A 23649-nucleotide genomic window follows, 5' to 3' on the forward strand; every position below is an offset into this window, starting at 1 on the left:
GCCCGATGAGCCAGAACGACAAGCTTTCCCCCGCCGAGATCGCCCAGCTTCGGCCCGACACCCGTCTCGTGCAGGGCGGGATCCTGCGCTCGCCCTTCGGCGAGACCTCCGAGGCGCTGTTCCTCACCCAGGGCTATGTCTACGACACCGCCGAGCAGGCCGAGGCCCGCTTCAAGGGCGAGGATCCCGGCTTCATCTACACGCGCTACTCGAACCCGACGGCGGCGATGTTCGAGACCCGCATGGCGCTGCTGGAAGGGGCGGAAGTCGCCCGCGCCACCGCCTCGGGCATGGCGGCGGTGACGGCGGCGCTGCTGTGCCAGCTCAAGGCCGGCGACCATGTGGTGGCGGCGCGCGCTCTGTTCGGCTCCTGCCGCTATGTGATCGAGGAATTGCTGCCGCGCTTCGGCATCGCGGCAACGCTGGTCGACGGCACCGACATCGCGGCCTGGAAGGCGGCGGTGCGGCCGGAGACGAAGGTGTTCTTCCTGGAGAGCCCGACCAATCCGACGCTGGAGCTGATCGACATAGAGGCGGTGGCGCAGGTCTCGAAGGCGGCGGGCGCGACGCTGGTCGTCGACAACGTGTTCGCCACGCCGATGCTGCAGAGCCCGCTGGCGCTGGGCGCCGACATCGTCGTCTATTCCGCCACCAAGCATATTGACGGGCAGGGCCGGTGCCTGGCCGGCATCATCCTGTGCTCGGAGAAGTTCCTCGCCGATCATCTGCAGGTGTTCCTGCGCCAGACCGGCCCCTCGGTCTCGCCGTTCAACGCCTGGGTGATGCTGAAGGGGCTGGAGACCCTGCCGCTGCGCGTCGAGCGTTCGCAGGCGAGCGCGACGACGCTGGCCGATCGGTTCGCCGGCCTGCCGGGCATCGGCAAGGTGATCTACCCGTATCGGGCCGACCATCCCCAGCACGCCCTGGCGAAGCGCCAGATGCGCGGTGGCGGCACGCTCGTCACCTTCGAGATCGAGGGCGGCAAGGCGGGTGCCTTCCGCTTCCTCAACGAACTGAAGGTGGTGCGCATCTCCAACAATCTCGGCGATGCCAAGAGCCTGATCACCCACCCCGCCACCACCACGCACCAGCGTTTCACGCCGGAGGCGCGCGCCGAGATGGGCATCTCCGACGGCATGGTGCGGCTCTCGGTCGGGCTGGAGCATGTCGACGACCTGACCGACGACGTGACCCGCGCGCTGAAGGCGGTGTGACGGCAACGGCGCCGCCGGCGGCTTCCCGATACCGCGAGGGCCGGGGAAAAGCGGCGGCGCCAACATCCTCGTGAAGGGCTACCGCCTTGATCTCGCGCGGCAAACGCCGTTCATTGGTGGCACGGGTCCGATCACGGGCGCCGGGAGGTGGACCATGTATCGGGCGACGACCAGAGGCGTACAGGTGACGGTGACGCCGCGCTTCGCGCCGGAGCGGTCCGATCCCGACCGCAGCCAGTATTTCTGGGCCTATACGGTCGAGATCGTGAATCTCGGCGCCGACACGGTGCAGCTCAGGTCACGGCACTGGATCATCACCGATGCGCTGGGCCGGGTGCAGGAGGTGCGCGGCCCCGGCGTGGTCGGCGAGCAGCCGGTGCTGCCGCCGGGCGCGCATTTCGAATATACGAGCGGCGTGCCGCTGCCGACCTCCACCGGCATCATGGAAGGCAGCTACAACCTGTCGACCGACCGGGGCGAGGATTTCGAGGCCGAGGTGCCGGCCTTCTCGCTCGACGTGCCGGGCGCGGCGCGCACACTGAACTAGCGCGCGCCCGGCGCGGCGTGGCCGCGAACTCTGGCGGTGGGCGGCTGCCGCTTCGGCTTTCGGCGCTCCGGCGAAGCGGCTATGGTGAATCGCCCCGCCGGGCGTCCACCTCCTGCCGCCGAGCGTCCCGCCGTGCTGAACGGTTCCTTCATCCCGTGATCGACCTGCGCCCGATCGCCGCCATCATCGGCGTGCTGCTCGCCATTCTCGGCACGACCATGATGATTCCGGCGCTGGTCGACCTGGTCGCCGGCCAGCGCGACTTCGTGGTCTATGCCGCCGCCGCGGTCATCACCTCCTTCGTCGGCCTGTCGCTGTGGCTGGCGGGGCGCTCCAGCCAGGTGCAGCGGCTCGACCTGCGGCAGGCCTTCGTGCTGACGGCAGCGAGCTGGGTGCTGCTCTCGGCCTTCGCGGCGATCCCCTTCATGTGGGCGCAGACCGACCTGCCTTTCGTCGACGCCTATTTCGAGGCGATGAGCGGGCTCACTACCACCGGCGCCACCGTCATCACCAATCTCGACCAGCGCCCGCCGGGCGTCCTGATCTGGCGCGCCTTCCTGCACTGGTACGGGGGCATCGGCATCATCGTGCTGGCGATCGCGCTGCTGCCGATGATGCAGATCGGCGGCATGCAGCTCTTCCGCGCCGAATCCTCCGACAAGTCGGAGAAGATGCTGCCGCGCGCCGCGCAGATGGCCAAGGGCATCCTCGGCACCTATGTCATCCTCTCGCTTGCCTGCGCGGGGGTCTATGCCGCGCTCGGCATGAGCGTGTTCGATGCGGTGGCCTATGCGATGGCGACCATCTCGACCGGCGGTTTCGCTCCCCATGACGCCTCCATCGGCTACTTCCACAGCGCCGCCATCGAATATGCGGCGGTGTTCTTCATGCTCTCCGGCTCGCTGCCCTTCGTGCTCTATGTGCGCGTGCTGGCGGGCGATTTCAGCCGGCTGTTCGCCAATGCCGAGGTGCGGCTGTTCCTGACGCTGGTGGCGCTGTTCACCCTCGTCTCCATGCTGCAACAGGTGTTCGGCGGCATCGCGCAGGGCGAGACGGCGCTGCGGCAGGCGCTGTTCAACGTCGTCTCGATCATGTCCACCACCGGCTTCGTCGCGGCGGACTTCACGAACTGGGGCCCGCCGACCGACGCGCTCTATTTCATCCTGCTGTTCCTCGGCGCCTGCACCGGCTCGACCGCCGGCGGCATGAAGAGCTTCCGCATCGCGATTCTGGGTTCGGCGCTGGTGCAGCACCTCAAGCGGGTGATCTACCCGAGCGGCGTCTTCCCCGTGCTCTATGGCGGCAAGCCGATCGGCGACGACGTGGTGGCCTCGGTGCTCTGCTTCGCCTTCCTCTACCTTGCCTGCTTCATGACGATCGGCATCGTCATCAACGGGCTCGGCTTCGACCTGATCACGGCCTTTTCCGCCTCGATCACGGCGGTGGCCAATGTCGGGCCCGGCCTCGGCCCGGTGGTGGGGCCGGCGCAGAACTTCGCGGGCCTGCCCGACCACGTGATCTGGCTGCTCTCCTTCGGCATGCTGATGGGCCGGCTTGAACTGTTCACCGTGCTGGTGCTGTTCCTGCCGAGCTTCTGGCGGCGCTAGCCGCACCCCACACTTGCCCCTTATGCTGACACGACGACGAGAAGAGGATCTTCCATGCTGGCCGGACGAACGACGACCGAGGAACTGCTCGCCTATCTGGTCGCCTTCGACACCACCAGCCGGAACTCGAATCTCGAGCTGATCGGCTTCGTGCGCGACTATCTCGCCGCCTTCGGCATCGAGAGCACGACCGTGCCGAGCGAGGCGGGCGACAAGGCGAGCCTGTTCGCCACTATCGGCCCGGCCGGAATCGGCGGCGTGTGCCTCTCCGGCCATTCCGACGTGGTGCCGGTCGACGGCCAGCCCTGGACCAGCGAGCCCTTCACCCTGACGCCGAAGGACGACCGGCTCTATGGCCGCGGCTCCTGCGACATGAAGGGTTTCCTCGCCACCTGCCTCGCCATGGTGCCCGAGATGACGGCCGCGCGGCTGGCGACGCCGATCCACTTTCTGGTCTCCTATGACGAGGAGATCGGCTGCATGGGCGTGGTGCCGGCGGTGCGCAGGCTGGGCGTGGACCTGCCGCTGCCGCGCGCGTGCATCGTCGGCGAGCCGACCTCGATGCGCGTGGTCGACGCCCACAAATCCGGCATGGCCTATGTGACGACGGTGCGCGGGCGCGAGGCGCATTCCTCCATGCCGCAGCTCGGCGCCAACGCCATCTTCGCGGCGGCCGAACTGGTCGGCGAGCTCGACCGCGCCCGTGCCGAGCTCGTCGCGGCCGGCGACCCTTCCGGCCGCTTCGATCCGCCCAGCTCCACCGTGCAGGTGACGGTGATCCATGGCGGCACCGCCGGCAATATCGTGCCGCGCGAATGCGCGATCCGCTGGAATGTGCGCGGCCTGCCCGGCTTCGACGAGGACGCGCTGCTGGCGCGCTTCGACCGCTTCGCCCAGACCGTGGTGCTGCCGAAGCTGAAGGAGACGGCGCCGGAAGCGGAGATATTCACCGATTTCATCTACAAGGTGCCCCCGCTGGCGCCGCAGACCGGCTCGGAGGCCGAGTTGCTGGCGTTGCGCCTCGCCGGCCAGAACCGCACCTTCGCGGTCTCCTACGCCACCGAGGGTGGACACTTCCAGGCGCAGGGCATCCCGACCGTGATCTGCGGGCCGGGCTCGATCGACCAGGCGCACAAGCCGGACGAGTTCATCGAGGTGAGCCAGCTAAGGGCCTGCGAGCGGTTCCTGCGCGGGCTGATCGCGGAATGCGCGGGGTAGGGCGCCCGTCCGGGCTGACGAAGGGTGCCCCTCAGGCGCCGTCGGAATCCGGCTCGACGGTGTCCACGATCTCCTCGGCCTTGAAGCCGTAGGTTCGGCCGCAGAATTCGCAGGTGACGGCGATCCTGCCGTCCTCGACGAGGCTGCCGCGCTCTTCCGGCGTGAAGCTGCCGAGCACGCTCATCACCCGCTCGCGCGAGCAGGAGCACTTGGCGACCACGCCCTCGGCGTCGAACACCCGCACGCCGCGCTCGTGGAACAGCCGGAACAGCAGCCGCTCGCTGGAGAGGTCCACGTCGACGAGTTCCAGATCCTCCACCGTGCCCATGAGGGACAGGGTCTCGACCCAGGCGTCGTCCTCGTCCGCCTCGGGCAATTCGGTGCCTTCCGGAGCGTCGCCCGGATGCAGGTCGACCGGACGCACCCGCCCGCCCTCGGAGGGCAGGAACTGCACCATCAGGCCGCCGGCCCGCCAGGAGGAGGCGGCGCCGCCGGGGCGCACCTCCTCGGCGACGGCGAGGCGCACCCGCGTCGGGATCTGCTCGGACTGGGTGAAATACTGGTGCGCGGCGGCTTCCAGCCCCTCGCCCTCCAGCGCCACCACGCCCTGATAGCGGTTGACGCTCAGGCCCTGGTCGATGGTCATGGCGAGATGGCCGTGCCCGAGCAGGGCGCCGCTGTCGAAGCCGGAGCCGGGCGGCAGGGCGGCCTGCATTTCGGCGAGCTTCTCACTGTCGAAACGGGCATAGGCGCGCACATCCTGCGGGGCGGTGAAGTCCACCACCAGAAGGTCGACCGGCCCGTCTGTGCGGGTCTGCAGGATGAAGCGGCCCTGGATCTTCAGCGTCGAGCCGAGCAGGACGGTGAGCGCCACCGCCTCGCCGAGCAGGCGCTTGACCGGCGCGGGATAGTCGTGATGGGCGAGCACCGCGTCGAGGCTCGAACCGAGGCGCACGACGCGCCCGCGCACATCGAGCCCGTCGATGTGGAAGGGAGTGACGCGATCGTCCACCGCATGGGCGTCGGGCGAGCGTGAGGGGGAGTGGAGATGTGATGTCATGTCGCCCGCCCATATAGGAGCGCGTGTCGAGTTTCGCGAGGGCCCCGCCGGGAAGGTCCGGAAGAAGCGGAGGCCCGGAAGAAGCGAAGGCCCGCCTGGTGCGGGCCTTCGGGAAGACGTCAGGCGCTGGCGCCCTCGAGGCACCAGGCAAGAATGCCCTTCTGCGCATGAAGGCGGTTTTCCGCCTCGTCGAACACCACCGATTGCGGGCCGTCCATCACCTCGTCGGTGACTTCCTCGCCACGATGGGCGGGCAGGCAGTGCATGAAGATGGCGTCGGGCGCGGCCCGGCGCATGAGCCCGCCATTGACCTGATAGGGGCGCAGCAGATTGTGCCGGCGCTCATACTCGGCATCGCCCATAGACACCCAGGTGTCGGTGACGACGCAGTCGGCCCCTTCCACCGCCGCGTCGGCGTCGTGGCCGAAGCGGACGCGGGCGCCGTTCGCCCGGACCCATTCCACCAGCGCGGGGCGCGGCGCCAGTTCCGGCGGGGTGGCGACGTTGAGCGCGAAGTCGAAGCGCTGCGCCGCCTGCACCCAGGACACCAGCACGTTGTTGGCGTCGCCCGTCCAGGCGACGGTGCGCCCGGTGATGGGGCCCTTGTGCTCCTCGAAGGTGAGCACGTCGGCCATGATCTGGCAGGGATGGGAGTCGCGCGTCAGCCCGTTGATGACCGGCACGGTGGCGTGCTCGGCGAGCTCCTCCAGCGCCTTGTGGTCGAGGATGCGGATCATGATGGCGTCGACATAGCGCGAGAGCACCTTGGCGGTGTCGGCGATGGTCTCGCCGCGCCCGAGCTGCATCTCCGCGCCGGTCAGCATGATGGTCTCGCCGCCGAGCTGGCGCATGGCGACGTCGAAGGAGATGCGCGTGCGCGTCGAGGGCTGGTCGAACACCATGGCCAGCACCTTGCCGGCAAAGGGCTTCTCCACCGCGATCTCGTGGCGGCGGCTCTTGAGGTCCTTCGACAGTTCGAGCAGGGCACGAAGCTCGTCGGCCGGCAGCAGGTCGATATCGAGGAAGTGCTTCATGCCGCCGCTCCCTTGGCGGCGGCGCCGGCCCGCAGCCCGTCCTCGATGCGGGTGCAGGCGGCGTCGAGCTTGTCGAACGCCGCGTCGATCTCGGCCGCGCCGATGGTGAGCGGGGGCAGCAGGCGCACCACATTGTCGGCCGCCGCCGGGGCGAGCATGTGCTCCTCGCGCATGGCGGCGATCAGCTCGGTGTTCGGCACCAGCGTGCGCAGGCCGAGCAGCAGGCCCTCGCCGCGCACCTCGGCGATGACCGCCGGGTGGCGGTCCTTCAGCTCGGCGAGCCTCTGGCGCAGCCGGGTGGCATTCGCCAGCACGGCGTCGAGGAAGCCGTCGGCCAGCACCACGTCGAGCACCGCATTGGCGACGCTCATGGCGAGCGGGTTGCCGCCATAGGTGGAGCCGTGCGTGCCGGCGGTCATGCCCCGGGCGGCCTCTTCCGTGGCGAGGCACGCGCCGACCGGGAAGCCGCCGCCGATGCCCTTGGCCACCGCCATGATATCAGGCGTGATGCCGGCCCATTCATGGGCGAAGAACTTGCCGGTGCGCCCGACGCCGCACTGCACCTCGTCGAGGATGAGCAGCAGGCCGTGCTCGTCGCACAGCGCGCGCAGCGCCCGCAGGAACGCCCACGGCGCCGTCCGCACGCCGCCCTCGCCCTGCACGGGCTCGATGAGGATGGCGCCGGTCTCCGGCGTGAGCGCCGCCTTCACCGCCTCAAAGTCGCCGAACGGCACCTGGTCGAAGCCGGGCATGGCGGGGCCGAAGCCCTCCAGATATTTCGGGTTGCCGCCGGCGGCGATGGTGGCGAGCGTGCGGCCGTGGAAGGCGCCCTCGAAGGTGATGATGCGGGCGCGCTCGGGCTGGCCGTTCGCGGAATGGTACTTGCGGGCCATCTTGATGGCGCATTCCAGCGCCTCGGCGCCGGAATTGGTGAAGAACATCGTGTCGGCGAAGGTCGCCGCGACGAGGCGCGCGGCGAGGCGCTCGCCGCCCTCGATGCGGAACAGGTTGGACAGGTGCCAGAGCTTGCCGGCCTGCTCGGTCAGCGCCGCCACGAGGTGGGGGTGGGCATGGCCGAGCACGTTCACCGCGATGCCGGCGGTGAAATCGAGGTATCGCTGCCCGTCCCGGGTGAACAGCCAGGCGCCTTCGCCCCGCTCGAAAACCAGGTCGACACGATTATAGGTCGGCAGGATGGGGGTGATCACCTCGCCCCTCCCTCTCTCAGCTTTCGGCGCTGCGCTGCGCGCGCGCCGGCCCCAAAACGAAACGTGCCGCCCTTGCGGGGGCGGCACCCGATGCTGTGGATTTTATCGATTAGGGGCTTGCGGTCAATATCGACCCCGCGCGAGGGGAGAGTGAGCGGCCGCCAAGTCCTTGATCCGACTCAGCTTGAAAGCGTGGTGTTGCAGCGCGGACTCTAGCTGGGGAAAACGATCGTTTCGGACGTGAACCTACTCGCCGCGAGTCTACGCATATTGTAGCCTCTGGTCAGTCAGATACGACATCTCGTGCGGCGGCAATTCCCTGGTGGTGTTTGCGGCGTTCAATCCGGTCGGCAGTGCCCGGCCGGAGCGATGAGGGATTCCGTCTTCCCTGTGGGCGGCGCGAAGGAGGCAGAGCGATGAACTGGACGGACGAGCGCGTCGAGCTGCTCAAGAAACTCTGGGCGGATGGGCTCTCGGCCAGCCAGATCGCGGCCGAGCTTGGCGGCGTCACCCGCAATGCGGTCATTGGCAAGGTGCACCGGCTCGGCCTGTCGGGCCGCGCCAAGGCGATCGCCTCGAACACGCCCCGCCAGCGCAAGCCGCGCCCGGCCCCGAGCGGCGGTTCCCGCCCGGTGGTGGTCGGCAACACCGCGCTGGCCGCGGTGATGCGGCCCATGGTCGAGCCCGAGCCGGTCGAGTTGCCGGATCCGGTCGCCAATGTCATCCCGATGGCCGAGCGCTGCACCATTCTCGACCTCACCGAGTTCACCTGCCGCTGGCCGGTGGGCGAGCCCGGCAAGTCGGACTTCTTCTACTGCGGCAGCCGGACCAAGACCGGCATGCCCTATTGCGCCTATCACGCACGCATCGCCTACCAGCCGGTGCAGGACCGCAACCGCCGTCGCGTGGCGCGCTGAGAGCAGGGGGCATCCGCCCCCTTCCGGCCCTGGGCGTTGATGGCGACGGCGATCCGGCGCCATAATTGGGACCCACTTTCCCGGCCCGCTCGTCTCATGCTGTTTCGCGCCTCCCAGCCCTCGCGACGTCAGACGCCGGCCGAAACCGAGCCCGGCCATTTCGTCCTGCGCATTACGGGCGCCGAGGTTCTCGTCCAGCTTCGCCGCAATCCGCGTGCCCGCCGCTATACGCTGCGGGTCCGCGCGCCGACGCGCGACGTCGTTCTCACCATTCCCGCCCGTGGCACGCTGCGCGAGGCGCACGATTTCGTCCAGCGCCATGCCGGCTGGGTGGAGACGCGGCTCGCCCGGCTGCCCGAGATCGTGGCCTTCGCGCCCGGCGCGCTGATCCCGCTGCGCGGCGTGCCGCATCGCCTCGTCCATCGGCCCGGCGCGCGTGGCACGGTGTGGGCCGGCGTCGAGGAGGGCGAGGCGGTGCTTTGCGTCGCCGGCGACGTCGCCCATGTGGCGCGGCGGCTCGGCGACTATCTCAGGCGCGAGGCGCGGCGCGATCTGGTGGAGGCCGCGCACCGGCATGCCGACGCGCTCGGCGTCTCCATCGCCCGCGTCACCCTGCGCGACACGGCGAGCCGCTGGGGCTCCTGCTCGGGCAACGGCGCGCTGTCCTTCTCCTGGCGGCTGATCCTCGCCCCACCCTCGGTGCTCGACTATCTGGCCGCGCACGAGGTGGCGCACCGGCGCGAGATGAACCACGGCCCGCGCTTCTGGGCTATCGTCGACCGGCTGTTCCCCGAGCGCGAAGCCGCCGAATTGTGGCTGAAGAAGCACGGCGCCAGCCTGCACCGCTACGGGGCGGAGTAGGGCGGGCGGGGGCGAAGACTGGCTGGCTCCCTCTCCCCGACGGGGAGAGGTGAAGGGCGTCCTTTCGAGGCCCGCGATCCCGGATCGGCCTGCGGCCGTCCGGGATGACGAAGAAGGCCGAGAATTCACCCGCGACCGAACAGCTTGTCGAGCAGCCAGTTGTCGAGGCCGGGGCGCGGGGCGGGCGCGCGCTGCGGGCCGCCGGTGACGACCGGGTCCTCCGGCACCTCGCCGGGCGGAAGCTGGCCGGGCGGGGGCGTGCCGTCGAAGCCGGCGCCGGGCAGCGCGACCACCGGCTGGTCCTTGTGCGCCGCCTTCATCACCTGGCTCCAGATCTCCACCGGCAGGCCGGAGCCGCCGGCCTTCTTCGTCGGCGAGGAATCGTCATTGCCGAGCCAGACGCTGGCGACGTAGCGGCCGGTATAGCCGACGAACCAGGCGTCGCGGTAATCTTGGCTGGTGCCGGTCTTGCCGGCCGCCGGCCAGCCCGGCAGGTCGGCGCGGCGCGCGGTGCCGGTGATCAGCGTCTCGCGCAGCATGCGGTTGATCATGGCGACGTGCGGCGGCGCCATCACCATGCCGCGCCCGCTCTCGGCATAGGCGTAGATCACCCGGCCGTCCTTGTCGCGTACCCGCTCGATGATGTGCGGGGTGACGCCGACGCCGCCATTGGCGAAGGGCGCGTAGGCGCTCGCCATCTCCAGCACCGAGACCTCCGAGGTGCCGAGCGCGATGGAGGCGTTGGGCTCCAGCTTCGAGGCGATGCCGAGCCGGTGGGCGGTCTTCACCACCTCGTCCGGGCCGACCTCCAGCGCGAGGCGCACCGCCACCGTGTTGAGCGAAAGCGCCAGCGCGGTCTTCAGGTCCACCGCGCCGCGATACTCCTTCGAGAAGTTCTCCGGCTTCCAGCCCTTGATCTGGATCGGCGCGTCGTCGCGGATCGTCTCGGGGGTGAGGCCGCGCTCCATGGCGGTGAGATAGACGAAGGGCTTGAAGGCCGAGCCGGGCTGGCGCCGGGCGGAGACGGCGCGGTTGTACTGGCTTTCCTCATAGGAGCGCCCGCCGACCAGCGCGTGCACGCCGCCCGCCGGGTCCATCAGCACGATGGCGCCCTGATCGACGCCGAGCTTCTTGCCCGACTTCGCCAGCGCGTCCTTCAGCGCCTTGTCGGCGGCGGCCTGAAGGGCCGGGTCGACGCTGGTCTGGACGACCATGTCCTGAGTGACCGGGCCGACAAGGGTCTTGAGCTGGTCCATCACCCAGTCGGCGACATAGCCGTAGGAATCCGCGCTCTGCGTCTTGGCCAGCGTCGCCGGGCGGGCGAGCGCGGTCTGGCGCATCTCCGGGGTGATGAAGCCGGCATCCAGCATCGCCGCCAGCACCACCTCGGCGCGGTTCTGCGCGCCCTCCAGATTGCGCGTCGGGGCCAGCGCCGAGGGCGACTTGACCAGCCCTGCCAGCATGGCGGCCTCCGACAGCGTGACCTGCCGGGCGGACTTGCCGAAATAGCGCTGCGCCGCCGCCTCGACGCCATAGGCGCCGGCGCCGAAATAGACGCGGTTCATGTAGAGTTCGAGGATCTCGTTCTTCGAGTATTTGGCTTCCAGCCAGAGCGAGAGGATGAGTTCCTGCACCTTGCGCGAAAGGGTGCGCTCCTGCGTCAGGAACAGGTTCTTGGCGAGCTGCTGGGTGAGCGTCGAGCCGCCCTCGCGCAGCCGGCCGCGCGTCAGGTTGACGAACACCGCGCGGGCGAGGCCGACCGGATCGAGGCCGAAATGCGAATAGAAGCGCCGGTCCTCGATGGCGACGAAGGCCTGCGGCAGATAGGGCGGCAGGGCGCGCAGCGGCACATTGGTGCCGCCCATCTCGCCGCGCGTGGCGATCGCCTTGCCGTCCGTGCCCTGGATGACCACGGTCGGCGGGCGCTCGGGAATGGCGAGGTTCTGGATCGGGGGAAGCTGGCTCGCCTCATAGGCGATGAGGCCGGCGAGGCCGATGGCGCCCCATAGGGCCAGCACCACGCCCCAATAGACGAGGCGCCCGAAGCCGCTGCACCCGCCCTTGCCGCGCCGCCCGCGTCGGCCGCCTCTCCGGTCATCGCGTCGGTTCCTGCGGGTCTCGCGCGGCTCGTCCTCGTATTCGGCGTCCTCGGCATCGGCCCAGTCGTCGTCGCGCCGGCGGCGCGCGGTGGCGCGCGGCGGGTTGCCGGGGCGGGATTTGTTGCTTGCGCCGGCCCTCTCGCGCGCCAGCGGCGCGGGGGAATAGGCGGGGCGGTCGTCGGCGCTCAGGCGCAGGTCGACGAAGCTGCCGGGTGCTTCCAGCACCGGCTCGCGCCGCTCCCCCCTGCCTCGCCGTCCGAACATGCCGTCCCCAACCCGGGCGCAACTCTTCCGCACCCTCTAACCGCCGGTAAACGAACCCTAAATCAGGGCTTTTAAGGGGGCGTTAAGGGGAGAGATTGGGGCGAGGGTGGAAGGCCCGCGCCGGCGGCCCTGACGGCTCGGGAGATGGCAGGCGCCGGGGCGGGGGCGCCGGGTGGCGCCTCCGGCCCGTCTCCGATCAGCCATTCATGAGCCGCTGGGCTTCGTCCAGCGCCCGGCCGCAGGCGGCGGCGTCGCCGGACGTGTCGGCGGCCTTGGCGCGGCTCATGGCGGCGCTGACCTGCTTCGCCGACGAGGCGCCGCCCTGTGCGGCGGTGGGGCTTCCCGATGTCTGCGCGCGCACGTCGGCGGGCGAGGTTGCCTTGTCGCCGACGGCGGCGTTCATGCCGGCAGTGCCGCCGGTGCCGGGCGTCTCGCCGGCCTTGGGCACGCCGGGATCGGGTGCCGTGGTCTGTGTCGTGGTCGAGTTGGTCGGGCCCGAGCCGGCGTCGCTGGCGGAGAGGGATTTCTCCAGCGTGGCGATGCGCTCGGTGCAGGGGCCGGCGAAGGCGCTGGCGCTGGCGAGCGACAGCGCGGCGCCGAGGATGAGGGCACTTTTGTTCATGACGTTCCTCCTGGCCGATGGATCGGCAGGAGGAAAACGGCGGGGCGTGGGCTGTGTTCCCCAGCGGTAAGGAGGGGCAGGCGGGCCTGCACCTATGCCGCGTTGGCCTCGTCGTCGGCGTCGAGGACCTGCAGCAGCGCCCGGCGGATGGCCGAATGGCGCGCCGCGCCCATGATCTTCGCGCCCATTAGATCGGTGACGTAGAACACGTCCACCGCCCGCTCTCCGAAGGTGGCGATATGCGCCGAGGCGATGTTGAGGTTGAGGCGCGAGAGCGTCTGCGTCAGCCCGTAGAGCAGGCCCGGCCGGTCGAGGCCGGAGACCTCCACCACGGTATGGCGGTTGGACCAGGAATTGTTGAGCGTGACCTCGGGTTCCACCGTGAAGGCGCGCGGCCGCTTGGGGATCTTCTTCGCCACCACTTCGGGCAGCCGGATCTCGCCGGAAAGCGACTTCTGGATCGCCCCGGCGATGCGCTCGGCGCGGCGCAGTTCGTCGTCGTCCTGGTCGAAGGCGCGGGTGAGCGAGATGGTGTCGAGCGCGCGCCCGTCCGTCGTCGTGCTGATCTGGGCGTCGACGATGTGCGCCCCCGCGCTGGCGCAGGCGCCGGCGATGACGGCGAGCAGCTTGGGATGGTCGGGCGCGAAGACGGTGAGTTCGGTGATGCCGCGCTTCGGGTCGGTGCGCGAGGTGGTCGCCAGCGCGCGCCCCTGCGCCTCCGCATCGGAGATGAAGCGGGCATGGGCGACCTGATGGGCAAGGTCGGTCTGCAGCCAGTAGGTCGGGTAATGGCGCCCGAGATAGGCGTCGATCGCGGCGCTGTCCCATTCCGGCAGTTCGGCGCGGAAGGCGGCCTGCGCGCGGGCGACGCGCAGGTTGCGGTTGCTCTCCGAGAAGCCGCCGGTGATGACCGGCTCGGTCTCGTAATAAAGCGTGCGCAGAAGCTGGCTCTTCCAGTTGTTCCACACGCCCGGCCCGACGGCGCGGATATCCGCCGTGGTGAGGATGAGCAGCAGCTTCATCCGCTCGAGATTCTGCACCACGCTGGCGAAGTTCTCGATGGTCTTGCGGTCGGAGAGGTCGCGCGACTGGGCGATGGTGGACATGGTGAGGTGCTGCTCGATCAGCCACGCCACCGTGTCGGTGTCCACCGCCGAGAGGCCGAAGCGCGGGCACAGCTTGCGGGCGACGCGGGCGCCGGCAATGGAATGGTCTTCCGGCCGGCCCTTGGCGATGTCGTGCAGGAACACCGCCACGTAGAGAAGCTGCCGGTTCTTGATCTGCTGCACCACCTCGTTGGCGATGCCGTATTCCGGCCGGTCGCCGCGCTCGATCCGCGACAGCACGCCGATGGAGCGGATGAGGTGCTCGTCCACCGTGTACGAATGGTACATGTTGAACTGCATCATCGCGACGATGCGGCCGAATTCGGGGATGAAGCGGCCGAGCACGCCGGTCTCGTTCATCCGCCGCAGCACGATCTCCGGGCTTTCCTTCGAGCACAGAAGCTCCAGGAACAGCCGGTTCGCCTCCGCATTCTCGCGCACCTTGGTGTCGATCAGCTTGAGCGAGCGGGTGGCCAGGCGCATCGCGTCCGGGTGGAAGGCCAGGCCGTGCTTGCCGGCGAGCTGGAAGATGCGGATGAGGTTGACCGGATCGCGCCGGAAGGCGTCGGCGTCGGCGACGTTGATGCGGTCATTGTCGACGATGAAGTCGGCGCTTTCCTTGAGCGTGCGCCGGCCCGAGCGGCGCAGCCGGGCGATCATGCGGTCGAGCCGGGGCACCGGCTTGTCGTGGCGCTCCTCCAGCGCGGCCGAGACGATGGCGGTGAGGTCGCCGACATCCTTGGCCACGAGGAAATAGTGCTTCATGAAGCGCTCGACATCCTTCAGGCCGGGATGCGCGACATAGCCGAGCCGCTCGGCCATCTCGCGCTGGAGGTCGAAGGAGAGGCGCTCCTCGGCCTTGCCGGTGAGGAAGTGCAGGTGGCAGCGCACCGACCAGAGGAAATCCTCGCAGCGGCGGAAGATCTTGGCTTCCTCGGCGGTGAAAACGCCCTTGGCGACGAGATCGCGCGTCTCGTGGACGCGGTAGACATATTTGGCGATCCAGAACAGCGTGTGCAGGTCGCGCAGGCCGCCCTTGCCGTCCTTCACGTTCGGCTCGACCACATAGCGCGACTGGCCGGCACGCTTGAGCCGCTCCTCGCGCTCGGCGAGCTTGGCGGCGACGAACTCGGCGGCGGTCCCCTGCACCACCTCGGCGTCGAAGCGCCGGGTCAGCTCGTCGAACAGGGTCTTCTCGCCGAGCAGCAGCCGGGCTTCCAGCAGCGAGGTGCGGATGGTCATGTCGCCGCGCGCCTGGCGGATGCATTCGTCGACCGAGCGCGTGGCGTGGCCGACCTTCAGCCCCATGTCCCACAGGACGTAGAGGATGGCCTCGGCGACGCTCTCGCCCCAGGCGGTCTGCTTGTAGGGCAGCAGGAACAGGATGTCGGTGTCCGAGCCCGGCGCCATCAGGCCGCGCCCGTAGCCGCCGACCGCGACGATCGCCATCCGCTCGGAGGTGGAGGGGTTGTCGGAGCGGTAGAGGAACTTGACCGCCAGTTCGTGGACCAGGCCGATGATCTCGTCCTGCAGGCGGGAGAGCCGCTCGGCGCAGCGCCGGCCGGAGCCTTCCTCCATCAGCCAGCGCTCGGCGGTCTTGTGGCCGTGCTGGTAGGCCGCCTTCAGCCTTTTGGCGAGCTGGCTGCGCAGTTCGATCTCGCGCCCGGCCTTGCCGTCGTCGAGCACCTGCCGCGCCAGAGCGGACAGCTCCTCGCGCTGGGCGTCGACGTCGAAGAGTTCCTTGAAGGGATGGTCGGTGCGGCGGCGGGGTTCGGTCATGTCTGCGTCCGGCTGGTCGGATATCCGCTTTAGCCGATCCCGCCCGCGCCGTCATCGTGCGGCGCGGCGCCAAGGTGCCGGGAGAGGCCAAACGTCCACCATTCCGGCTTCCGGAACGTGACATGCCCGGCGCGAGGGCCGGGCATGTCCATCCTGACGGCGGCGCTGGCCGGCCGTCGCTACGCGTGCGGCCGAGGTCAGTTCGTCTTGGCCGCGGAGCTTTCGGTGCGAAGCTGCTCCAGCGTCTTGAACTCCGGCGCGCTGTTCAGCTCCTCCTTGGTGAGGGCGACAACGATCTTCTGGCCGTCGCCGGTCGGCGTCGGGGTCAGCGAGTCGAAGGATACCGCGACCGGCTTGGCGCCGATGCCGAGGAAGCCGCCGACATCGATCACGGCGGCGATGATGCTGCCGTCGCGCTCGACCACGACGTCGCTGATCGCGCCGAGCGTCTCGTCGGTAGAGGTCACGACATCGGTGCCGATCAGGTCGGAGCCGAGCCACTGGCCGGACGCCTGGGCGTTCACGAATTTGGGCGTTGCGGGCACGGTGGTGGTGGCCGCGTTGGCGTTGTCACCCGGCATCGGGTTGGGGGTGGCCGCCGGGCTGTTCGGCATCTCGGCGGCGGGGGCCTGCGGCGAGCCGGCATCCGGCTGGACCGGGCTGGCGGCCGGCGGGGTGGTGGTCTGCGGCGTGGGGCTCTGCCCGAAGGCGACGGCCGGCGCGAGCGCAAGGGCGGCGGCGGCGGTCAGGGTCGCGAGCTTGCTGGTCATCGTCATCTCCCGTAACGTGTTTCGTTCATGTGATGTGATGAAGAAGCGATCAGGCGATCGTCTGAACAAGTAACGCCTCTGTATTGCCCTCGGTTCCCTGTGCCGAACAAATTGTTCAGTTATGGTAATAAGATAGCTTGTCGTCAGTAGATGCGTTCGATCATCGAGGCGTCTGCGACGCAGACCGTCAGCTCTTCGGTCGCGAGATTGGATTTCGTCACGCCGATAGAGGAAAGGCAGCCCTTCGGCGTGCGCATCACGCGCGGCGGCACGGCCGTGCCGCTTCCCGCCCGAGCGGTGTTGTCCACCACCGGGTCGGTGGCTTCCGCCGGCGTGGCCGGGCCGGATGTGGCAGCGGGTGCGATGTCGAGGCGCGGGCCCTTGGCGGCGCGGTTGACCACCGGCGCCGGCACGGACCGGGCGGGGCCGATGGCCTCGATCGCCAGCGGCTGCGGGGCCAGCCGGGCGAAGGTGCCGTTGCTGAGCGCGGCGGCGGCGATGGGCACCATCAGCACGGCGCCGGTGGCGGCACCGAGAAGATAGGCGACCCCTCGCGAGGCGATGGCGGGTGCGGCCGGCCGCAGGGCCGGCGTCGCCCTGCGGCGAATGGTGATCCTTGCTGCAAGCCTGCCGGCGATCCTGTCCATGGCTCGTCCCCTTCGTGTTGTCCTTCACGGCCGACGCGGGTCGAAGGGCACAGAAAGGCCCATGCGGCAGGGATAATCCTCCCCGCCGCGCAAATCGTCCGCGCGCGCATGCTGATTCTGAAAAGCAACGGTGCGGCAAAGCCGCCGTCACAGGGTTAACGCACCGAAAGGAATCCGGTTCCCGCCGGGGAAACGTTAGGTTTCCGCGTTCGGCGGGGCGCGCCGGCGGGCGGTTCGGCCGGCGCGCTAGCGTTCGCTGGTGAGGTGGTGCTCGGGCACCGAGACGTTGCAGACGACGCCGGTGGCGGCGAAGCTGAGTTCCACCGTGCCGTCGAGGCCACGGGCGAGATTGCGCTCGATCACCAGCGAGCCGAAGCCGCGCGCCTTGGGTTCCTTCACCGGCGGTCCGCCGCTCTCGCGCCAGGACAACTCGAAGCCGCCGCCGGCCTCCGCCATCCGTCGCGCCCAGCTGATCTCGACCCGCCCGCCGGGGACGGACAGCGCGCCATATTTCGCGGCGTTGGTGGAGAGTTCATGCAGGGCGAGGCCGATATTCTGCGCCGCCTCGGGCTTCAGGAAGATGTTCGGTCCACGGATCGAGACCTGGGCGCTCTCGCTGTCGAGGTGATGGCCGAGCTGCGAGCGCACCATGTCGGTCAGCGAGGCGCCGTGCCAGCTTTCCTGCACCAGCAGATCGTGCGAGCGCGACAGGGCCTGCAGGCGGGCGCTGAAGAACTCTACGAAGTCGTCGATGGAGCCGGCATGGCGGGCCGTCTGCCGCGCCATCGCCTGGATCACCGCCAGCAGGTTCTTGGAGCGGTGGGTGAGCTCGCGCATCAGCAGGCGCAGATGCTGCTCGTTCTCCTTGCGCTCGGTGACGTCGACGACGGCGCCGGTCAGGCCCACGGTCGTGCCCGAGAGGTCGCGCAGCGGCTCGATATGGATGTCGTACCAGCGCTTGATGCCGTTCTCCTCCACCTCGGTCTCGCCCTTGCGGGCGGCGGAGGCGGTGAAGGACTCACGCTTGATGAGGTTGAGCGGCTGCGCGCGCGCCTCGCCCAGAAGGTCGGTGTCGGTGACGCCGAGCACCTGCTCGACCGGATAGCCGAACAGCGGCTTGCTGACCGAAGTGTAACGCAGGCAGCCATCCTGGGTGAAGATCGCCACGTTGGAGCCGCGCAACGCCATCTCGTAGCGTTGCAGCGCGGTGGCGAGCTCGAGTGTCAGCCGGCGCTGCTCATTGGCGACATGGCCGGGCGTGGGCAGGTTGATCAGCGCCCGGAAATTCGACAGCAGGGCGACCGCGCCGACGGCGTTGAGCGCGGCGATGCCGATCCGTACCGCCGACTGGAGCCAGGGCAGGCTGCGGGAATCGTCGAGGACGACGAGCAGCGACAGCAGCGCGAACATCGAGACCAGCGCGACGAGCAGCCAGCCGAGAAGCCGGGCGCGCCCGCCCAGATCGCGGCGCAGCCTGAGAAGGCGCGCGAGGCCGATGGCGATGGCCAGAGACGCGACGATCGTCACCCACCGAGCGGCATCGTCGATGAGGTCGATGGGAAGAGACGGCATATGTCACGCTCAGGCGGTGGCGCGCTGCTCCCGGGGACGGGCCCGGCGCTCGAAGAACAGCGCCTGGCTGATCACGGCGGCGACCGTCGACGGCTGGAACGGCTTGGCGATGAGGAAGGCCGGCTCCGGCCGCACGCCGGTGAGGAATCGCTCGGGATAGGCGGTGATGAAGATCACCGGTACCTCGACCTTTTCGATCAGCTCGTTCACCGCATCGAGCCCCGAGGAGCCGTCGGCGAGCTGGATGTCGGCGAGGATGAGGCCGGGTGCCTTGCGCCGGGCCAGTTCCACCGCTTCGGTGTGGGTGCGGGCGATGCCGGTCACGCGGTGGCCGAGGCTCTCCACCAGACCCTCGAGGTCCAGCGCGATGAACGGCTCGTCCTCGATGATGAGCACATCGGTGGCGATCTCGGCGGCAAGCTCGCGCCCGGCATCCTCGACGAGATGGCGCAGCGTCGGCACGTCGACTTCGAGGATGGTCGCCGCCTCTTCCTCGCTGAAACCCTCCAGCGAGACGAGAAGGAAGGCCTGTCGGACGACGGGGGTAATGTGGCCGAGCCGCCTCTCGCCCAGCACCTGGGCCGCCGCCGGATCGGCCTGCGCGTTGAGCGTCACCGAATCCCACAGGCGCGTGAGCAGGCGAAAGAGCGCCACGCGGGGATCCATCCCGCGGTCGAGCGTGCCGGGATCGGCAATGAGGGTTTCGAGCAGGGCGGTGACATAGGCGTCGCCCGCCGTCTGGCTGCCGCTCAGCGCGCGCGCATAACGGCGCAGGAACGGCAGATGCTGCGCGACAAGTTGCGAAGTGCTCACTCGCGTCTCCCCAATGCTGCAAGACTGAAGCGGTCGTTAACGTGTGATTCCGGACCGGGTTCCGGATGTTTCGAAAAAAACGTCAAAATCTGCATTCGTTTCGGAACCGCCGTGCCGCTTGGTCGTTATCGGCCTGCATGGAGCGACGGAGCCGTCATCGCACTCTGGCACCCTTGGGGGCTCAATGTCGGGAAAAAAAACTATGAATGACGATCAGTCCGAGGGCCAGTCGGCAACGGCCGACGCTCTCATCCACTCGCCCGGAGGCGGCGGGGGCACGGCGCTGGGAAGCGACATCCAGGCCAAGATCGGCCAGCACCTGCGGGCCATGTATGACGACGTGGTGCGCCAGGGCGTGCCCGACCGTTTCATGGACCTGCTGGCGCAGCTCGACAAGGCGGGCGGCAAGACCGGGACGCCCTCCGACGAGGATGGCGGAGGTCGTAAGTGAGCACGGTCGATCCGTCGCTGCGCGACGACATCATCGCCGCGATTCCCAATCTGCGCGCCTTCGCGATCTCGCTGAGCGGCAGCGTCGACCGCGCCGACGACCTGGTGCAGGAGACGCTGCTGCGGGCCTTCGCCAATATTTCGAGCTTCCGGCCGGGCACCAACCTGCCGGCGTGGCTGTTCACCATCCTGCGCAACCTGTTCCGCTCGGAATACCGCAAGCGCCGCCGCGAGGTGCCCGATTCCGATGGCGCCTTCGCCGCCACGCTGACCACCAATCCCGACCAGACGACGCATCTGGACTTCGAGGATTTCCGGATCGCGCTGGACAAGCTGCCATCGGACCAGCGCGAGGCGCTGGTGCTGGTGGGGGCCTCGGGCTTCTCCTATGAGGAGGCCGCCGAGATCTGCGAGTGCGCCGTCGGCACCATCAAGAGCCGGGTGAACCGCGCCCGCAAACGCCTCGGCGAGCTGCTCGCCATTGAGGGCGACGACGATTTCGGCCCGGACAAGACCACCCGCGCCGTGCAGGCAGCCGAACGCGCCTGAGGCGCGCCTCCTCTCCTTACCCGACACTCCGTTTGTGACCCTCGTTGCCGCTCGCCGCGCAGACGAGAACGCCCCCGGCTTGGGCCGGGGGCGTTTCGTGCGTCGACGGTAGGGGTTGGCGAAGGGGCTATGTCAGGGCGTCTGGTCAGGGTGCCCGGCCGGGGCGCCCGCGCAGCAGGCCGACCACGGCCGAGACCAGGAACAGGATGATGGCCACGAAGAAAATGATCTTGGCGATCTCGATCGCCGTGCCGGCGATGCCGCCGAAACCAAGCACCGCGGCGATCAGCGCGACGACGAGAAAGGTAAGCGCCCAGCTCAGCATGTCTGCCTCCGGTTGACGGTGCGGCGGCGCGGAAGGCGCCGGCCGCTTCGCCGGAACAACCGCCGAGCCGGCTCAGGGTTCCCTTTTGGCGCGCCGCCGGCGCGCGTGGCAGCGCCCGTGCCTCAGATCCGCTCGGAAAGCCCCGGCGCGATGGCCCGTGCCTCGGTGAGCAGGGCGGCGACGATGGGTGTCATCGGCTCGCGGTCGAGCACCACGAGGCCCATCTGGTGCGAGACCTCCGGTCCCTCGATGGGAATGGAGCGAATGCTGTCGGGGAAGGCGAAGACGTCGGCCAGCGTGTTGGCGACGACGCTGGCCCATTTGCCGGTGCGCACATGCGAGAGCAGGGCGATGGTGGAGTTGGCCTCCAGCATCGGCGTTACCGTGTGGCCGGATTCGGCAAGCTGCTTGTCGACGATGCGCCGGTTCTGCATGTCGGGGGTGAGCAGGCACAGCGGCACCCGGCCGACCTCCTCCCATGTCACCTTGGCGCGGTCGCCGAGCGGGGAATCCACCGAGGTGAGGAAGCGGTAGCCCTCGCGGTAGAGCGGCACGGTCTTCACCCGCCCGAGCGGGTCGTTGTCGAGATAGGTGACGCCGGCATCGGCTTCCAGGTTCTCGATCAGCCGCAGCACCTCGTTGGAGGTCGCCGACATCAGCGTGAAGCGCACATCGGCGTGCTTCTCGTGGAAGGGCGTGGTGAGCTCGGAGAGCATCGGCATGGCGGTGGGGATGGCGGCGATGCGCAGATGGCCGGAAAGGCCCTTGCGCATGCCGGCGATCTCCTGGCGCATGGCGCGCACGTCGCCGATGACCCGCCGCGCCCATTGCAGCGCCCGCTCGCCCTCCGGCGTGAAGCCGATGAAGCGCGAGCCGCGCTCGACAAGGCGCACGCCGAGCTGTTCCTCAAGCTGCTTGAGGCCGGCCGACAGGGTGGGCTGGGTGACGCCGCAGGCCTCGGCGGCGCGGCCGAAATGGCGTTCCTTGGCGAGGGCAAGCAGAAGTTCGAAACGGTCGATCACGCGGGACGCTTCCTGACGCAAGCACGATAGAAGGATTCTATCAGACTATCAGAGAACGCGGTTCCTGCGAATTGGACTGAATCGAAGCCGGCAGCGCTATTCTGCCGCGCCGCGCAGGCCGAGCGGGGTCGGCAGCAGCTCGGGCAGTTCCGCCTGCGCGGCGGTGGGGATGGCCTCGCCCTCGAATTCGAGCTGTTCGATGCGGGCGCCGCGCTTGGCCACCTTGTCGGCCGAGGTCAGCGCCTGCGCGACGTCCTCGTTGACCTGCCCGAAATGCTTCTGGAGATTGCCCACGCGGTCGCGCAGGCGGATCACGTCGGCGACCAGCTTGCCGCATTCGGCGCGGATGAGGTCGGCCTGCTCGCGCATGCGCGCATCCTTGCAGATGGCCTGCACCACCTGCACCGCCAGCATCAGCAGCGAGGGCGAGACGATGACGACGCGGGCGCGAAAAGCCTGCTGGATCACCTCGTCGAAATGCTCGTGTAGCTCGGCATAGACGGACTCGGAGGGCACGAACATCAGCGCGATGTCCTGCGTCTCGCCGCTGACGAGGTAGCGCTCGGCAATGTCCTTCACATGCGTGCCGACATCACGCTTGAGCCGGGTCTGCGCCTGCTTGCGGGCCTCGTCCGTCTGCGCCTCGCGAAAGGCGGTGACGGCCTCCAGCGGGAACTTGGAATCGATCAGCAGCGGGCGCTTGTCGCCGGGCAGGAAGATAGCGCAGTCGGCGCGCCGCCCGCTCGCCAGCGTGTGCTGGAAGGCGAAGCTGTCGCGCGGCAGCCCGTCGGCGACCAGTGCCTGCAGCCGGCCCTCGCCGAAAGCGCCGCGCGCCTGCTTGTTGGAAAGCGTCTCGCGCAGGCTCATCACCTGGCCGGACAGTTCCCCGAGCGAGAGGCGGGCCTGATCCACCAGCGCGAGCCGCTCGTTGAGCTTGGTGAGGTTCTCGTGCGTCGCCTCGGCCGAGCGGGCGAGGCTCTCGCCCATGCGGTGGGTGGAGGCGTCGAGACGCTCGGCCACCGCGCGGGCGAGTTCGCCCTGGCGCTGGGCCAACACCTCGGCCATGGACTGCACGCGGCCGATGGTCTCCGACTGGGTGCGGGCGAGATCGGCGAGGCGCTGTTCCAACTCGTCGGCGCGGCGCGCCTGCTCGTCCGCCTCCAGCGCGTTCTGCCGGGCGCTGCGCGAGACGGCGCGCAGCACGGCGACGAGCAGGAGGAAGGCGAGGGCGCCGGCGCCGGCGAGCGCCTGCATCAGCGTCACCGGCTGGCTGCCGAGGGAGAAGAGCACCTGATCCATCGCGCCCTTCTAGCAGATTCGAAATGCGGCTGCGAACGTAGCGGGAACATTCTCCACCGCCGGGGCAGGGGCTCCGTTGACCGGCGTGGAACGGTCTACTATCTGAACGGCATGTCGATACGCCCTCTCGTCATCCTCCCCGATTCCCGCCTGCGGCTCATTTCCGATCCCGTCATGCGCGTGGACGCGCGCGTGCGCGCGATCGTCGAGGACATGTTCGAGACTATGTATGACGCGCCCGGCGTCGGGCTGGCGGCGATCCAGGTCGGCATTCCCGAGCGCATCGTCACCATCGATGTCGGCCCGCGCGAGGCCGAGGGCAAGGAAGGCGGCGAGGGCAGCGACGAGAAGCGGCCCATCGCGCTGATCAACCCGGAGATCGTCGCCGTGTCCGAGGACCTGTCGGTCTATTCGGAAGGCTGCCTGTCGATCCCGGAATATTACGCCGACGTCGAGCGCCCCGCGAGCGTGCGGGTGCGCTACATGGACATCAACGGCGAGACGCGCGAGATCGACGCCGACGGCCTGCTCGCCACCTGCGTGCAGCATGAGATCGACCATCTCGACGGCGTGCTGTTCATCGACCACATCTCCAAGCTCAAGCGCGACCGGGTGGTGAAGAAGTTCACCAAGCTCGCCCGCGACAAGGAGCGCGACGGGGTCTGA

The 23649-nt window shown here is 69.1% G+C and carries 22 protein-coding genes; 9 read left to right on the top strand and 13 right to left on the bottom strand.

From position 1 onward, the window contains the following. The first annotated feature begins 5 nt into the window (after positions 1-5). The 4 genes from GBB76_RS15125 to argE all read left to right on the top strand — a co-directional run bounded on the left by GBB76_RS15125 (position 6) and on the right by argE (position 4586). Positions 6-1214: an O-succinylhomoserine sulfhydrylase gene (locus tag GBB76_RS15125; protein WP_152304069.1), complete on the top strand. Its 1209-nt coding sequence runs from the start codon at positions 6-8 to the stop codon at positions 1212-1214. A 154-nt stretch (positions 1215-1368) separates the two neighbouring features. Then, positions 1369-1761 (top strand): Co2+/Mg2+ efflux protein ApaG, encoded by a 393-nt coding sequence (apaG, locus tag GBB76_RS15130; protein ID WP_152304070.1) that lies wholly within the window; start codon positions 1369-1371, stop codon positions 1759-1761. Positions 1762-1916: 155 nt separating this feature from the next. After that, complete coding sequence (locus GBB76_RS15135) at positions 1917-3368, top strand: TrkH family potassium uptake protein (RefSeq protein ID WP_152304071.1); 1452 nt, start codon at positions 1917-1919, stop codon at positions 3366-3368. Between the two features lie 54 nt (positions 3369-3422). Continuing rightward, complete coding sequence (gene argE, locus GBB76_RS15140) at positions 3423-4586, top strand: acetylornithine deacetylase (RefSeq protein ID WP_152304072.1); 1164 nt, start codon at positions 3423-3425, stop codon at positions 4584-4586. A gap of 31 nt (positions 4587-4617) precedes the next feature. Here the strand turns inward: argE and GBB76_RS15145 are convergent, their stop codons facing one another. The 3 genes from GBB76_RS15145 to GBB76_RS15155 form a co-directional block, all read right to left on the bottom strand. Further along, on the bottom strand, positions 4618-5646 hold the full coding sequence (locus tag GBB76_RS15145; protein WP_152304073.1) for an Hsp33 family molecular chaperone: 1029 nt from the start codon (positions 5644-5646) through the stop codon (positions 4618-4620). Between the two features lie 119 nt (positions 5647-5765). Next, entirely contained in the window at positions 5766-6680 is a 915-nt protein-coding gene (argF, locus tag GBB76_RS15150) for an ornithine carbamoyltransferase (RefSeq protein ID WP_152304074.1), read from the bottom strand. Then, complete coding sequence (locus GBB76_RS15155) at positions 6677-7888, bottom strand: aspartate aminotransferase family protein (protein WP_152304075.1); 1212 nt, start codon at positions 7886-7888, stop codon at positions 6677-6679. The genes argF and GBB76_RS15155 overlap by 4 nt, the downstream gene beginning before the upstream one ends. Positions 7889-8304: 416 nt before the next feature. On the opposite strand from GBB76_RS15155, the gene GBB76_RS15160 reads away from it, so the two are divergent. After that, the gene (locus GBB76_RS15160) at positions 8305-8805 is read left to right on the top strand and encodes a GcrA family cell cycle regulator (protein WP_152304076.1); all 501 of its coding nucleotides are present in this window, start codon (positions 8305-8307) and stop codon (positions 8803-8805) included. Positions 8806-8901: 96 nt separating this feature from the next. Further along, positions 8902-9666, top strand: a complete 765-nt coding sequence (locus GBB76_RS15165) for a M48 family metallopeptidase (protein WP_152304077.1) — start codon at positions 8902-8904, stop codon at positions 9664-9666. Positions 9667-9791: 125 nt separating this feature from the next. Here GBB76_RS15165 and GBB76_RS15170 read toward each other — a convergent pair whose 3' ends face one another. The 7 genes from GBB76_RS15170 to GBB76_RS15200 form a co-directional block, all read right to left on the bottom strand. Continuing rightward, positions 9792-12029 carry a transglycosylase domain-containing protein gene (locus tag GBB76_RS15170; RefSeq protein WP_152304078.1) on the bottom strand — a complete coding sequence of 746 codons (2238 nt, stop codon included), beginning with the start codon at positions 12027-12029 and terminating at the stop codon, positions 9792-9794. 196 nt (positions 12030-12225) lie between these two features. Continuing rightward, positions 12226-12651, bottom strand: coding sequence for a hypothetical protein (locus tag GBB76_RS15175; RefSeq protein ID WP_202911115.1), 426 nt, complete (start codon positions 12649-12651; stop codon positions 12226-12228). A 92-nt stretch (positions 12652-12743) separates the two neighbouring features. Beyond that, positions 12744-15536 carry a [protein-PII] uridylyltransferase gene (locus GBB76_RS15180; RefSeq protein WP_152304079.1) on the bottom strand — a complete coding sequence of 931 codons (2793 nt, stop codon included), beginning with the start codon at positions 15534-15536 and terminating at the stop codon, positions 12744-12746. Positions 15537-15733: 197 nt separating this feature from the next. Continuing rightward, complete coding sequence (locus GBB76_RS15185) at positions 15734-16306, bottom strand: PRC-barrel domain-containing protein (RefSeq protein ID WP_152304080.1); 573 nt, start codon at positions 16304-16306, stop codon at positions 15734-15736. Positions 16307-16449: 143 nt separating this feature from the next. Beyond that, on the bottom strand, positions 16450-16953 hold the full coding sequence (locus GBB76_RS15190; protein WP_246668945.1) for a hypothetical protein: 504 nt from the start codon (positions 16951-16953) through the stop codon (positions 16450-16452). 246 nt (positions 16954-17199) lie between these two features. Continuing rightward, positions 17200-18525 (bottom strand): sensor histidine kinase, encoded by a 1326-nt coding sequence (locus GBB76_RS15195; RefSeq protein ID WP_152304081.1) that lies wholly within the window; start codon positions 18523-18525, stop codon positions 17200-17202. A gap of 9 nt (positions 18526-18534) precedes the next feature. Beyond that, entirely contained in the window at positions 18535-19338 is an 804-nt protein-coding gene (locus GBB76_RS15200) for a response regulator (protein WP_152304082.1), read from the bottom strand. Positions 19339-19540: 202 nt separating this feature from the next. On the opposite strand from GBB76_RS15200, the gene GBB76_RS15205 reads away from it, so the two are divergent. Together GBB76_RS15205 and GBB76_RS15210 are read left to right on the top strand one after the other, a co-directional pair. Further along, complete coding sequence (locus GBB76_RS15205; RefSeq protein ID WP_152304083.1) at positions 19541-19789, top strand: NepR family anti-sigma factor; 249 nt, start codon at positions 19541-19543, stop codon at positions 19787-19789. Then, positions 19786-20337, top strand: coding sequence for a sigma-70 family RNA polymerase sigma factor (locus GBB76_RS15210; protein ID WP_202911116.1), 552 nt, complete (start codon positions 19786-19788; stop codon positions 20335-20337). The genes GBB76_RS15205 and GBB76_RS15210 overlap by 4 nt, the downstream gene beginning before the upstream one ends. A gap of 145 nt (positions 20338-20482) precedes the next feature. On the opposite strand, the gene GBB76_RS15215 is transcribed toward GBB76_RS15210, so the two are convergent. The 3 genes from GBB76_RS15215 to GBB76_RS15225 all read right to left on the bottom strand — a co-directional run bounded on the left by GBB76_RS15215 (position 20483) and on the right by GBB76_RS15225 (position 22983). Continuing rightward, on the bottom strand, positions 20483-20662 hold the full coding sequence (locus tag GBB76_RS15215; RefSeq protein WP_152304084.1) for a DUF1328 domain-containing protein: 180 nt from the start codon (positions 20660-20662) through the stop codon (positions 20483-20485). Positions 20663-20784: 122 nt separating this feature from the next. Continuing rightward, positions 20785-21684, bottom strand: coding sequence for a LysR family transcriptional regulator (locus GBB76_RS15220; RefSeq protein WP_152304085.1), 900 nt, complete (start codon positions 21682-21684; stop codon positions 20785-20787). Between the two features lie 96 nt (positions 21685-21780). Next, positions 21781-22983 (bottom strand): DNA recombination protein RmuC, encoded by a 1203-nt coding sequence (locus tag GBB76_RS15225; RefSeq protein WP_152304086.1) that lies wholly within the window; start codon positions 22981-22983, stop codon positions 21781-21783. A 111-nt stretch (positions 22984-23094) separates the two neighbouring features. On the opposite strand from GBB76_RS15225, the gene def reads away from it, so the two are divergent. Next, positions 23095-23649 carry a peptide deformylase gene (gene def / locus GBB76_RS15230; protein ID WP_152304087.1) on the top strand — a complete coding sequence of 185 codons (555 nt, stop codon included), beginning with the start codon at positions 23095-23097 and terminating at the stop codon, positions 23647-23649.

Origin of the sequence: Ancylobacter sp. TS-1 (assembly GCF_009223885.1) — a bacterium.
GTDB lineage: Bacteria > Pseudomonadota > Alphaproteobacteria > Rhizobiales > Xanthobacteraceae > Ancylobacter.